Annotated in this window: 15 protein-coding genes; 5 read left to right on the top strand and 10 right to left on the bottom strand. The window is 51.5% G+C overall.

Annotated elements, in window-relative coordinates; genetic code table 11:
- Nucleotides 1-7 precede the first annotated feature (7 nt).
- Both mdoH and mdoG read right to left on the bottom strand, forming a co-directional pair.
- Entirely contained in the window at nt 8-2,536 is a 2,529-nt protein-coding gene (mdoH, locus tag F0320_RS07700) for a glucans biosynthesis glucosyltransferase MdoH (RefSeq protein WP_047650844.1), read from the bottom strand.
- Nucleotides 2,529-4,082: a glucans biosynthesis protein MdoG gene (gene mdoG, locus F0320_RS07695; RefSeq protein WP_021240787.1), complete on the bottom strand. Its 1,554-nt coding sequence runs from the start codon at nt 4,080-4,082 to the stop codon at nt 2,529-2,531. Before mdoG ends, mdoH begins: the two co-directional genes overlap by 8 nt.
- Before the next feature lie 254 nt (nt 4,083-4,336).
- Between mdoG and mdoC the strand changes: the two genes are divergently transcribed.
- The gene (mdoC, locus tag F0320_RS07690; RefSeq protein WP_126328219.1) at nt 4,337-5,476 is read left to right on the top strand and encodes a glucans biosynthesis protein MdoC; all 1,140 of its coding nucleotides are present in this window, start codon (nt 4,337-4,339) and stop codon (nt 5,474-5,476) included.
- Nucleotides 5,477-5,509: 33 nt separating this feature from the next.
- On the opposite strand, the gene ymdB is transcribed toward mdoC, so the two are convergent.
- From ymdB to csgB, 5 genes are all read right to left on the bottom strand, one after another.
- Nucleotides 5,510-6,052 (bottom strand): O-acetyl-ADP-ribose deacetylase, encoded by a 543-nt coding sequence (gene ymdB / locus F0320_RS07685; protein ID WP_059445977.1) that lies wholly within the window; start codon nt 6,050-6,052, stop codon nt 5,510-5,512.
- A 106-nt stretch (nt 6,053-6,158) separates the two neighbouring features.
- Nucleotides 6,159-6,479, bottom strand: coding sequence for a type 1 fimbrial protein (locus F0320_RS07680; protein WP_126328218.1), 321 nt, complete (start codon nt 6,477-6,479; stop codon nt 6,159-6,161).
- Between the two features lie 164 nt (nt 6,480-6,643).
- Nucleotides 6,644-6,976 (bottom strand): curli assembly chaperone CsgC, encoded by a 333-nt coding sequence (csgC, locus tag F0320_RS07675; protein WP_047650841.1) that lies wholly within the window; start codon nt 6,974-6,976, stop codon nt 6,644-6,646.
- Nucleotides 6,977-7,037: 61 nt separating this feature from the next.
- The gene (gene csgA, locus F0320_RS07670) at nt 7,038-7,490 is read right to left on the bottom strand and encodes a curli major subunit CsgA (RefSeq protein ID WP_047650840.1); all 453 of its coding nucleotides are present in this window, start codon (nt 7,488-7,490) and stop codon (nt 7,038-7,040) included.
- 41 nt (nt 7,491-7,531) lie between these two features.
- The gene (gene csgB / locus F0320_RS07665; protein WP_047650839.1) at nt 7,532-7,987 is read right to left on the bottom strand and encodes a curli minor subunit CsgB; all 456 of its coding nucleotides are present in this window, start codon (nt 7,985-7,987) and stop codon (nt 7,532-7,534) included.
- A 766-nt stretch (nt 7,988-8,753) separates the two neighbouring features.
- Here csgB and csgD point away from each other — a divergent pair.
- From csgD to csgG, 4 genes are read left to right on the top strand one after another with little or no spacing between them, the layout of a single operon-like run.
- Entirely contained in the window at nt 8,754-9,404 is a 651-nt protein-coding gene (gene csgD / locus F0320_RS07660) for a biofilm master transcriptional regulator CsgD (RefSeq protein WP_021240790.1), read from the top strand.
- A gap of 4 nt (nt 9,405-9,408) precedes the next feature.
- A complete protein-coding gene (csgE, locus tag F0320_RS07655) occupies nt 9,409-9,798 on the top strand; it encodes a curli production assembly/transport protein CsgE (RefSeq protein ID WP_126328217.1) in 390 nt (129 codons plus the stop codon).
- Nucleotides 9,799-9,821: 23 nt separating this feature from the next.
- Entirely contained in the window at nt 9,822-10,235 is a 414-nt protein-coding gene (csgF, locus tag F0320_RS07650) for a curli production assembly/transport protein CsgF (protein ID WP_008500846.1), read from the top strand.
- Nucleotides 10,236-10,261: 26 nt separating this feature from the next.
- The gene (gene csgG / locus F0320_RS07645) at nt 10,262-11,095 is read left to right on the top strand and encodes a curli production assembly/transport protein CsgG (RefSeq protein ID WP_025755858.1); all 834 of its coding nucleotides are present in this window, start codon (nt 10,262-10,264) and stop codon (nt 11,093-11,095) included.
- A 43-nt stretch (nt 11,096-11,138) separates the two neighbouring features.
- Here csgG and F0320_RS07640 read toward each other — a convergent pair whose 3' ends face one another.
- From F0320_RS07640 to F0320_RS07630, 3 genes are all read right to left on the bottom strand, one after another.
- Nucleotides 11,139-11,621 (bottom strand): DUF1097 domain-containing protein, encoded by a 483-nt coding sequence (locus tag F0320_RS07640; protein ID WP_126328216.1) that lies wholly within the window; start codon nt 11,619-11,621, stop codon nt 11,139-11,141.
- Between the two features lie 96 nt (nt 11,622-11,717).
- Nucleotides 11,718-12,272, bottom strand: a complete 555-nt coding sequence (locus F0320_RS07635; protein WP_126328215.1) for a TorD/DmsD family molecular chaperone — start codon at nt 12,270-12,272, stop codon at nt 11,718-11,720.
- A gap of 21 nt (nt 12,273-12,293) precedes the next feature.
- Complete coding sequence (locus F0320_RS07630) at nt 12,294-13,031, bottom strand: phosphatase (RefSeq protein WP_126328214.1); 738 nt, start codon at nt 13,029-13,031, stop codon at nt 12,294-12,296.
- Between the last annotated feature and the right edge of the window lie 74 nt (nt 13,032-13,105).

Here is a 13,105-nt window from a genome sequence, read left to right as displayed (position 1 = left end):
AGAAGGCTTACTTCGACTTCAGCGCAAGCGGATTCAGCTTCACGTCCTTATAGTAGTTCACCCACGAAGAGTATTTCTCCGGAGCAGACCACACGCGGTAGTGAAGACGCGCCATTGTCACCGGGTCGCTCAACAGCACCAGACGACGGTCGCGGTTGAGTTTTTCCGGGGTCTCGTTAAGCGCCTGCTCAACGTGACGATCGCGGGCAATCTCCAGCACCTGGCTGGCGCGGTGACGCGCGGTCGCCATTGCCGTCGCCAGGGCGTTGAATGACGGGTTAAACACGGCGTGCATGAAGCCGTCATCCAGCGAGCGACTGCGGTTCTGTTCCAGGTAACGATCGGTATCCACCAGCACCTGCGGCGGGGAATACTCTTCCGGGATCAGGAACAGTTTCCAGCGTTTGGTTCGCAGACCCACCGTTGAACGGCTGGAAATCACGGACACAAACGGCGACAGGATCAGCGAGAAGACAATCGGCGCCAGCCAGAACAGGAAGCGCAGATCCAGCCACGCCATCCCGGCCGCCCATACCAGACCCAGCAGCAGCTGAGAACCGTGGCGCATAAAGGCTTCACCCCACGGTGTGGAGTCGTCATCACGCTGCGGTGAGTTCCAGACCACTTCCCAGCCCAGGAACGCACTGACCACAAACACGGTGTGGAACAGCATACGTACCGGCGCCAGCAGGACGGAGAACAGCACTTCCAGCAGCAGTGAAAGGGTCACGCGGAAGAAACCGCCGTACTCTTTCGAGCCTTTGCACCAGATCAGGATGATGCTGAGCAGCTTAGGCAGGAACAGCAGCACCATGGTGGAGGCAAACAGCGCAATCGCCAGCTCCGGACGCCACTGCGGCCACACCGGGAACAGCTGGCGCGGTTGCAGGAAGTATTGCGGCTCCGTCAGGGCATGGACGACCTGCAGCGCAGTGGAAAGTGCGAGGAACATAAACCACAGCGGCGCGGAAAGATAAGACATCACGCCCGTAAGGAACACCGCGCGGTGAACCGGGTGCATCCCTTTAACAAGGAACAGGCGGAAGTTCATCAGGTTACCGTGACACCAGCGGCGGTCACGCTTGAGCTCGTCCAGCAGGTTCGGCGGCAGCTCTTCGTACGATCCCGGCAGGTCGTAGGCAATCCAGACGCCCCAGCCAGCACGACGCATCAGCGCCGCTTCTACGAAGTCATGCGACAGGATAGAACCGGCAAACGACCCCTCACCCGGCAGCGGTGCCAGCGCACAGTGTTCGATGAACGGCTTCACGCGAATAATGGCGTTGTGGCCCCAGTAGTGCGACTCACCCAGCTGCCAGAAGTGCAGACCCGCCGTAAACAGCGGCCCGTAAACCCGGGTGGCGAACTGCTGGCAGCGCGCATACAGCGTGTCCATACCGGACGCTTTCGGCGAAGACTGAATGATACCCGCGTTCGGGTTGGCCTCCATCAGACGCACCAGACCGCTCAGGCAGTCACCGCTCATGACGGAGTCAGCGTCCAGCACCACCATGTAGCTGTACTGATTACCCCAGCGACGGCAGAAGTCATCGATGTTACCGCTTTTACGCTTCACGCGACGGCGGCGGCGGCGGTAGAAGATCTGGCCTTCGCCCTGCACTTCTGCAATCAGCTCCATCCACGCTTTTTGTTCCGCCACGCAGATATCCGGGTTGTAGCTGTCGCTCAGGATGTAAACGTCGAAATGCTCCGCGTTGCCGGTCGCCTTAACGGACTCCCAGGTCGCACGCAGGCCCGCAAATACGCGGTCAACGTCTTCGTTACAGATAGGCATAATCAGCGCGGTACGGTGCTCAGGATTGAGGGGTTCATCCCCGACCGTTGACGCTGAAATGCTGTATTTGTCACGCCCCATGAGCAATTGCAGGAAGCCCATCAGCGCGGTCCAGAAACCGGCCGAGACCCAGCAGAAGAGGACCGCGAACAGCAGGAGAATGCCGCTCTGCAGGATATACGGCAGCAGCTGCATGAAGGAGACCCAGAGATCCTGGCCCATCATGTCCGTCGGATTGATAAACGCCCAGCCCTGGTAAGGCAGGATAGTTTTCATGTACCAGGTCGCGACGACGGTCTGCGCCAGCGTCAGAAGCAGCAGGATATAGCGACGGATTGTCCCCACGGTACGCCATTTCTGTTCGGACGCCTGCTCTTCTTTTGTCAGGCGTGACAGATAGCGCGGCGTCACATCACGCCCGCGCAGGCGATCCCAGAAGCGACCCACCGGGTTGGTGCGCCACGGATCGGGGAACATAGAGGAACGCGTAGCCTTCGGCATCGCCTGAAGCTGAGCGCGTCCTTCATCGTCTTTAATCAACTGCCCTTCCGCCAGCGAGTCCGGCCAGGCCTGCTCCAGACGTGCCTTGACTGACCCGAGCGGCGTATCATCATCACGGGAAAACGTATGATGTTCACCATCCAGCGCGGTGTGAACCGCGCGGATGTCGCTCTTTGGCAGTGCCGCTTTTTCGATATCCGTTAGCGGCATGGCATCAATATATTCAGATGTATTATTCATTGGCAGGTAGCTGATAGCTCCAGGTTTCACTCAGCGGCTGATCGTTACTGACCAGCGCAGCACGCATTTCAGTGGTCTGTTTCGGATCTTTCACTTTCACGCGCAGGGTCAGACGCCAGCCTTTGGTTACCGGGTTGTAACGCACGGTATTCTCAACGATTTCACCGTTATCACCGATGCTGGCCTGAGCGGCAACGGCGGTGTCCGGCGACAGTTTCTTCATATCCTGGCCTGTGAAGTCCACGACAAACGCCACGGTACCGTCAGGCTGACGGATAAGATTAGACTGCTTCACATCACCCGTTGAGCGGCGAGTCTGCATCACATACGCGTTATCCGGCGCATGCAGCTTATCTTCGTCGCGGCTGAAGGTAATGGTGTACTTGAAGTTCATCTCTTTACCGGCTTCCGGAAGCTGGTCCGGCGTCCAGTAAGCGACGATGTTATCGTTGGTTTCGTCGTTGGTTGGAATTTCTACCAGCTCGACCTTGCCTTTACCCCAGTCACCGTTTGGCGTGACCCAGGCGCTTGGACGCTGGTCATAGCGATCGTCCAAATCTTCAAAGCGGGAGAACTGACGACCACGCTGCAGCAGGCCAAAGCCTTGCGGGTTTTCCATTGCAAAGCTGCTTACTGCCAGATGTTTCGGGTTATTCAGCGGACGCCAGATCCACTCACCGTTGCCGGCATGAATAGACAGACCGTTGGAGTCGTGCAGTTCCGGACGGAAATTGGTTGCCGGTGACGGCTGGTTCGGCCCAAACAGGAACATACTGGTCAACGGCGCAACGCCCAGCTTGCCCACTTTATCACGCAGGTAAACCTTAGACTGTACGTCAACCACCGTGTCACGACCCGGCATAATCACAAAGCGATAGGCACCGGTTGCACGCGGGGAATCCAGCAGCGCATAAATGGTCAGACGCTTATCCGTTGGTTTTGGACGTTCAATCCAGAACTCACGGAAACGTGGGAACTCTTCACCTGATGGCAGCGCGGTATCAATTGCCAGACCACGCGCAGAAAGCCCGTACACCTGCCCCGCGCCGATAACGCGGAAATAGCTGGCTCCAAGCATGCTGACGATTTCGTCGTTTTTATCTTTGCTGTTGATCGGGTAAAGCACCTTAAAGCCTGCGAAACCCAGGTCTTTCACCGTATCTTTGTCGTGTTGCACATTGCCAAAATTGAAGTAATCCGGGCTGTACTTGATCTTACGTACCGCGGTTGCCGTCACTTCATTGATGGCAACAGGCGTGTCGAAGTACATACCCTGATGATAAAATTCAAGCTTGAACGGGGTTTTAATATTGCTCCAGTACGCTTTGTCGTGATTGAACTGGATCTGCTGATAGTCCGCATACTTCATGTCGCGGAAAACGGAGGGCAAGTTACTTTTCGGCGCTTCGTAGCTCTTGCCTGCCATCGATTTTGCCTGTTTTGCGACATCGTCGATGTTAAAGGCCAGTGCCGATGAGGTATACAGTGATAACACCACTGCAGCACCCAACCAACGCATTTTCATCATCTGTGGTTTATGTTTCATAATAAGTAAGCACTTCCCCCTTTGTGTGCTTATATCGATCCGATCCATTTTAATGGAAACTCAGGCAATCCGACAACATTATCACTGCTTTGTTCAGCTGCTGGCTCATGGAATAAGCAAATGAAAGAACCCGCTATTCACTTTGCGTGCTTATCCTGGAGACAGGGTGTCGGTCTTGGTGTAGGGTTGGCTTCGAATGTAACCATTATGAGTCTTAGGGATAAGACGAAAAGTCTGAGAATGCACAACGTTATATGAGCACAACACTAACAGAACGTGAATATTTCCTCGACTCGATCAGGGCCTGGCTGATGCTATTGGGGATCCCCTTTCACATTTCATTGATTTACTCCAGCCACACCTGGCATGTGAATAGCCAGATGCCCTCCTGGTGGCTGACGCTGTTTAATGACTTTATTCACGCCTTCCGTATGCAGGTGTTCTTCGTCATATCCGGCTATTTTTCCTACATGTTATTTCTGCGATACCCGCTCAAACGCTGGTGGAAAGTGCGCGTAGAGCGCGTGGGGATCCCCATGCTGACCGCCATTCCCCTGCTGACGCTGCCTCAGTTCATTATGTTGCAGTACGTGAAGGGCAAGGCGGAGAACTGGCCGAATCTGTCGCTGTATGAAAAGTACAATACGCTGGTCTGGGAGCTGGTGTCTCACCTGTGGTTCCTGCTGGTCCTGGTGGTGCTCACAACGGTGAGCCTGTTGATTTTCAGCCGACTGCACCATCATCTGAGTACAAAAGCCGACACCTTCTTCGCCAACGTTACGATGGGCAAACTGTCAGTGCTCTTCTTGCTGTTGGGGATTGCCTATGCCGCCGTGCGACGGACGCTGCTCATCGTCTATCCGCCGATTTTGAGCGACGGGTTATTTAATTTTGTAGTGATGCAGTCCCTGTTCTACATTCCGTTCTTTTTAATCGGCGCGCTGGCTTTTATTCATCCGAAGCTTAAATCGCTGTTTGTCACCCCGTCACCGTGGTGCGCTCTGGGGGCAAGCCTCGCGTTCGCGGCCTATCTGCTGAATCAGCGCTACGGCAGCGGCGACGCCTGGATGTATGAAACGGAAAGCGTGATCACTATGCTGCTGGGCCTGTGGATGGTGAACGTGGTATTCGCGCTGGGCCACCGCTTGCTGAACTTTAAGTCGAGCCGCGTGACCTACTTCGTTAATGCGTCACTGTTTATCTACCTGGTGCATCATCCGTTGACGCTTTTCTTCGGGGCTTACATCACACCGCACATCGCCTCCAACACGCTGGGCTTCTTTACCGGACTGGTGTTTGTTGTAGGGGTGGCAATCGTACTCTACGAAATCCATCTGCGGATCCCGCTCCTGCGTTTCCTCTTTTCAGGAAAACCGCAGGCAAAAGCCTCATAAATCACGCGGCGCACCCGATGCGCCGCGTTTGCTTCAGCTCTCCAGCTCTTGTCTGCGCTGGGTAAGAAGCCGCTGATAAAGATGCGTGGTATCGTCGTCGAAACAGACAAAAATCACCTTCTCTGGCAGCGGTTTTAGCGACAAATAGCGGTAAACCGTTTCTACGGCGATCGTTGCGGCAGCGGCCTTAGGGTAACCATACACGCCGGTGCTGATGGCCGGAAACGCCATCGTTTTATAACCGTTGTCGGCGGCCAGTCGCAGACAGTTCCGGTAAGCCTCTTCCAGAATACTCGCTTCGTGCCGATCCCCGCCATGCCAGACAGGCCCTACGGCGTGAATTACCGCTCTCGCAGGCAGATTGCCCGCCAGCGTAATCACCGCGTGACCGGGAGGACATTCGCCCTGCTGTTGGCGCACGGTTTTACAGGCTTCCAGCAGCTGCGGTCCGGCAGCCCGATGGATAGCCCCATCCACGCCGCCTCCCCCCATCAGGGATGGATTGGCCGCATTGACGATGACGTCGACGTGCACTGTCGTAATATCGCCATGAATAATTTCAATTTGCGGTTTCATAAAGCCCCTCTGCAACCCGCCATTTTCTTAAGTGTATCGCAGAGGAGACCGGGAGAAAAAACTATCAGAAAAAATCCTCTTTCACCGCAGGGCGCGAGAACGCGCACTAGCGATACTGGATTTCGACAACCGCGAGCGTTTTTTCAGGATTAAGGTATTTCATATTGAGCGTTGCCAGGTTTGAGTCGCTCACTTTCCCGTTAAGCGCCTCTTTATAGCTGATCATACGCGTTTGCATACGGTTATTATCTGGACATGACATTGCAATCTGTTGCTTCTGGGGGGCGACTTCACAGGGGTCGGCAACAATGGCACCGCGAAAATGAATGACGCCACCGTCAACAACCGTGGCCGAATAAGCCGGGATACTTAAAGCCGAAACGACCAGACCCAGACCTGCCACGAGTCGAGCAAAATAGTTGTTCATTATAGGTACTCCTCAATGAAAATCGTCCATGAGGGGTAAACGCGCTTCATTTATTATGACAAACGAAGTTTCACGTTACGGAACATAACGACCTGGTCCGTGATATCAGCATAGCTCAACGGCGAAGACCCGCCATATTCGCAATACATTGATTTCATGAATATTTAGATCGAACTTCCCGCTGGCGACCACTGTTTTGATAAATGAAGCGATTTTCCATCTGAAACGGTGACAACGATTTTTACCGTGTCTCCCGCGCTTATATTTAAACTCAGGCGCATCAAATCAATCGTCTGATTAGCGGGTATAAAAAGTGTGTTTTGCTGCCTGGACGAACTTTGTCCCCCTTGCCCTTCTCGCAGAGAAACAATCTGAACCTGACAATCACACGGCTGCGCCAGAGTGACCTGCGGGATAATGGTGGTCATATTTTCCTGCTGCGACGTTTTGAAGGTTATCTGGCTGGAAAGCGCGGCGAGTAGAATTAAGGTATTCATGATGAACTCCCGAAAAAAAACAGGGCATCAGCCCTGTTTTTTTGTAGCACAGATTTCAGTATCAGTACTGATGAGCTGTCGCGTGGTTACCAAAGCCGATTTGGGTAACGTTGACAGTAGAGTTAGAAGCAGTCTGGTCTACGAGGGCACCGTTAAAGCCGCCGGACTGACTAACGTTCATAACAGATTTTTTACTGTTCCACTGATCAAGTGTTGCACTGTTGCCAAAACCTTTCTGGGTCAGGTTGATTTTACTGTCATCGGAACCCTGACCTACGTCAGCACCGTTAAAGCCACCGGTCTGGCTAATATTCAGAACGGAATTTCTGGCGTCAGTCTGCAGTGCAACCGCGGAGTTACCGCCACCGTTCTGATAAATATTCAGCGTTGAATTTGGGCCACTGTATCCACCGTGACCATGGCCATGACCCCATCCACCCTGATTGATAGAACCCGCCATAGCACTACCAGAAACTACGATTGCTGCAAGTGCTGCCACTTTGATAAATTTCATGGTAAACCCCCATCGGATTGATTAAAGTCGTCGCGAAAGCGCTAATGTTGAATAACGTTAATCGCCATTTGCGACTGTTTCTGCACTACAACTGCGGTTTTCTGCGTACCGTACTGCGTAATATTTGCTCTATTACCCGACCCTTTCTGGATAATTTTCGCGCTATTACCGTATCCATCTTGCGTAATACCTGCATCATTCCCGTTACCGCTTTGATCGACCCAGGCTAAATTGTAACTCCCTGATTGATCAACTCTCGCTCTGTTACCCGCCCCATCCTGAGATACAATGGCTAAGAGTCTTGAACCGTCCTGGCTAACCTCAGCGTTATTGAAAACGCCCCGCTGACCAATAATGGCTGCCTGATTGAGTGATGAAAGACTTAATTCGTTAACCGCAAAGTTATATTCAGCATTTGCCAAATCTGAATTCGCTGCGGTCACAAATCCAGGCGCACCAAGTAATGTAAACATCATAATTAACGATGTGTTTTTCATGTTGTCACCCTGGACCTGGCTATTTAATCACGCCATAAACCTTTACCAATGCTACTTGTTAAAACGACTCGTATTGTGTTAACGCGTCGTTACGGTGAAGAGTATGTCCGCTGAAACATTTTAAATATCTCACCCGCGCGACTTATTTTTATTTATCGGCTCATCACAAAGTCGTAATTTACATCAAAAATCACTTTAATTAGGTCAGCTTATATTTTTTATTAAGCAGGTCTTGCGATCGGGTTGTACAACGGGATGAAGGCTGTCCAGGCGTCATCCCGCGTTGTTTAAACGTAACGGCTGGAGATGATTTTTCTCAGTGCGTGACACGACGCCTGTTTTCTTAAGCCAGGCAGCTGCCCATTCACGGGCTTAGAAATAATCTGAAACTCATACTTAATTAGTGCGACGTAAAAATAACAAATAAGATTAAAAATCAATTATATAAAAATATTTGTATGATTTTTAAAATCTGTGCACGTCTATTTATATGTACAACTTTTTCATCAATTATTACCATTAACAATAAGCGTTTTTCACAAATTAATATTGATTTTTACATTCTGTTACATGTTTAACACTTGCTTTAAACTTCGTAAAAGCTAGATTGAAATTAGATGTACGAAATTGGTTTTATATTTTCCTCCCTGTGGGGGGGTTATGGTCTGATTCTACACACAGCAGTGCAACATCTGTCAGTACTTCTGGTGTCCTCTTATAAACAGGAGGACAGCTGCCAGGTGCCTAAAAAAAGTGGGGTTTCATCATGTATAATGAAGTCCATAGTTTACATGGTCATACATTACTGTTGATCACAAAACCATCTTTGCAAGCGACAGCTTTATTACAACATTTAAAGCAATCTTTATCACTGAACGGGAAATTGCATAATATTCAACGTTCTTTTGATGATATTGCACCTGGCAGCATCATTCTTTTCGATATGATGGAAGCTGATAAAAAGCTTATCCATTACTGGCAAGATATTTTAAGCAGGAAAAACAATAATATCCGCGTGCTATTGTTGAATACGCCTGATGAATATCCTTTCAGAGATATTGAAAGCTGGCCGCATATCAATGGCGTATTCTACGTCACGGAAGAAGAAGACCGGGTAGTAGAGGGCCTGCAAGGTATATTGCGCGGAGAGTGTTATTTTTCGCAAAAGCTTGCCAGCTATCTCATCACGCACTCCGGAAATTATCGCTATAACAGTTCAGAGTCCGCACTGCTCACGCACCGTGAGAAAGAGATCCTGAACAAGTTACGCATTGGTGCTTCAAATATTGAAATCGCCCGTTCGTTATTTATCAGCGAAAATACGGTAAAGACGCACCTTTATAATCTTTTCAAGAAGATAGCTGTGAAAAACCGAACTCAGGCTGTTTCGTGGGCAAACGATAACCTCAGGCGTTAATCACATGAAGCGCACGTTGAGTTGGATCGCCGCAGCGAGTTTCCTGCTCGCTGCCGGGAATCTGAAGGCCGTCGAGGTCGAAGTTCCCGGATTGTTAACAGACCACACTGTCTCATCGGTCGGGCACAGTTTTTACCGAGCCTTTAGTGATAAATGGGACAGTGCTTATACCGGAAATATAACAATCAACGAGCGGCCCAGTGCACGATGGGGAAGTTGGATAACAATAACGGCTAATCAGTACGTTATTTATCAAACGTTTTTATTCCCCACAAAAATAGACTTCGATAAAAACGTAGCCTTAGCACTGGCACAATCAGAAGACGCTATTAATCGCCTGCAAATAGATAAAGCCCTATTAAGCACCAGCGATTTAGCAAAAGACGAGTTCTAGCGAACCGATATGCGGAGGCTGTCATGCGTATTGCATATGCAGTTGTTTCGATAATGCTGATAACACCCATAAGCTGGGCCGGAAACATGACGTTTCAGTTCCGTAACCCTAACTTTGGCGGTAACCCTAACAATGGCGCGTTCCTGCTGAATGAAGCTCAGGCGCAAAACTCCTATAAGGATCCCAGCTTAAAGGATTTTAGCGTTGATACCCCGTCCGCACTGGACAACTTCACTCAGGCTATTCAGTCGCAGATTTTAGGTGGGTTACTGACCAACATTAATACCGGTAAACCCGGCCGGATGGTGACCAACGACTTTATCGTTGATATCGCCAATACCGACGGACAGCTTCAGTTGAACGTGACCGATCGTAAAACCGGAAGAATCTCCACCATTCAGGTTTCTGGTCTACAAAGTAATTCAACTGACTTTTAAACAATAGCTAAATAAGGACAACGATCATGCAGCGCTTCCTGATATTTGTTGCAGTGTGCTTATTGAGCGGTTGTTTAACTGCTCCACCTAAAGAAGCTGCAAAACCTACATTAATGCCTCGGGCCCAGAGTTATCGTGATTTAACGCATTTACCTTCACCTACGGGGAAAATATTTGTCTCCGTATACAACATTCAGGATGAAACCGGGCAATTTAAACCTTACCCGGCAAGTAACTTCTCCACGGCCGTGCCGCAAAGTGCCACCGCCATGCTGGTTACCGCGCTCAAGGATTCGCACTGGTTTATTCCTCTGGAACGCCAGGGGCTCCAGAACCTGTTGAATGAACGCAAAATCATTCGTGCCGCCCAGGAAAATGGCACCGTCGCGGACAATAACCGCATGCCTCTGCAATCTCTGGCGGCAGCGAACGTGATGATTGAAGGATCGATTATTGGCTACGAAAGTAACGTTAAATCGGGTGGTGCGGGAGCACGTTACTTCGGTATCGGTGCCGATACCCAGTATCAGCTTGACCAAATCGCCGTTAACCTGCGTGTGGTTAACGTCAGTACAGGCGAAGTGCTCTCTTCGGTGAACACCAGCAAAACCATTCTGTCTTATGAAGTTCAGGCTGGGGTATTCCGCTTCATCGATTACCAGCGTTTGCTGGAGGGTGAAATTGGCTACACCTCTAACGAGCCGGTCATGATGTGCCTGATGTCAGCCATTGAAACCGGCGTGATCTTCTTAATCAACGACGGTATCGACCGCGGGCTGTGGGATCTGCAAAACAAAGCAGACGTGCAGAACCCGATCCTGGTGAAATACCGCGATATGTCAGTCCCTCCGGAATCCTGACAGGAAGCGCATAAAAAAGGCGAGATGAATATCTCGCCTTTTTTTATTCGCTCACCGCCGTGATGTTTTGCGATTTTTCCCGCCGCGACGCCAGCCACAGACCGCTGTTTTTCATGGCATAGCCAAACAGCAACCCCAGCGCCAGGGAGGGAACCACCAGCTTCCAGTCACCCTGCCCTGCAAAGGTCGCGCACGCCCCCATAAAGGTTCCCGGCACAAATGAAAGCAGCAGATGCTTAGCCTGGATGCACATTAAAAAGGCAACGACACCCGTCATGACGTACCCCAGCAGCTCCAGATGCGGCGCCAGCGCGCTGCCTTTAACGATCACCAGCGCCCAGATAACACCGCTCATCAGCGTGCAGCCAGAGATAAAGAGCCCTTTGACGCCCCCCTGCGGACAGGCGAAATAGGCGGTGCAGCCGAGGAACCCGGCCCAACTGAGCAGACCAAGAGACGCGGCCACCCATCCCCAGAGCCCGGAGAGAATACCTGTCGTTAGTGCGATACAAAGTAATATGTTCATGGTGCGCATCTTAGCAGATGCGCACCATAGAAATGAGATCAGAAGCACATTACGTGCAAGTTAGAATGTTGAGTTGCAGAATTTATGTGATCTAAATCACTCTTCGTTCTCTTCTTCCAGCTCGTCCCACATTGCCGCGATAGCGTCGCGGGTCAGCGGCGCCAGCGTTCTCCAGAACGGCGAGGTGGCATGCGCTTCGACTTTACCCAGGAATGTCCCAACCCACGGCAGCAGGTACGTTTCGAAGAGGGTTTCGATGGCTTCGTTCTCATCATCACCAGCGTTATCTTCGATCCAGGATGCCGCCAGCAGCAGCGTACCGATATGATCGGCCGGCGTATCGCTCAGCGGCATACCGCGCGTGGAGAGGAACGCGCAGACTTCCGCTTCCGTTGCCCCTTCCTGCCAGGCTGAACGGTATGGCGAAACGCGGCACTCATCGCCGACGAACAGCGCATTGTAGTCCGTCGCAATCTGCTGCATGTCGCAGCTTTTTTGCAGACGTTCCAGTAAATCATCCTGTTCCAGCGGCCAGTTCTGCGCCAGTTTGCCTTCACGAATTAACGTAAAGAGCGGAACCAACAGCGGGTCTTGCGGCTGGCGATAATAGAGCGTACCCAGCACGCGGCAGAGGATGGAAAACTCGTTCATTTTTATGATTCCATTACACAATTAAAGATCGTCAAATTCGGCAATCGGCTCCATGCCGCGTGACTCGAGGAAATCGAGCATGCGGCGTGGGGTCACGTTCAGGATTTGCGCTTCCGGGAAGTTAACATCATTCAGCACTTTCAGGCACTCGCTGAAATCGCCCAGCGTAAACGCGGTATGAGAATCTGAGCCCAGCGCCACCATGCCACCTGCGTCACGCACGGCGGCAGCCACTTCGCGACAGTTGGCTTCACTGCCCTTACGCGAGTGCACAAAGGAGGAATTATTAATCTCCAGCGCCACGCGGTGCTTCGCTGCCGCCTGCGCGACAGCCTGAATATCAATTGGATACTTTGGGTTACCGGGATGGCTAATGATATGCACATTGCCGCTGGCAATGGTGGCAATCATCGCCGCGGTGTTGGTGTCTTTATCCTGAGGAGGGAAAACCGGCTCATGGAAACCGGCGAGGATAAGGTCAAGAGACGTCAGCATCGGGCCGGTGCAGTCGATCTCACCGTCGGTATTTTTGATGTTCGCCTCAATGCCGCGCAGTATCCCAATACCGTCCACCAGGCGTGGCCAGATCCGCATATTCACAAAATGCCAGTAGTGCGGCGCATCCGCCATGTCCGGGCCATGATCGGTGATCGCGAACAGCTTGATGCCTTTAAGCTTCGCCTGGGCGATATAATCATGGAGGTTGCTATACGCGTGGGTGCTGGCGACGGTGTGCATATGCAGGTCAACGGGATACATCTCTCTCTCCTCTGCGGTTTTTCCAAAGGATAGCAGTTATCAGCGGCGAATATTAGCAAAAACCCGGCGAACGC

The sequence above is a fragment of the Enterobacter dykesii genome (assembly GCF_008364625.2).
Lineage (GTDB): Bacteria > Pseudomonadota > Gammaproteobacteria > Enterobacterales > Enterobacteriaceae > Enterobacter > Enterobacter dykesii.
Note: the sequence above shows the minus strand (reverse complement) of the source record. Positions and strands in the feature narration are given on the sequence as shown.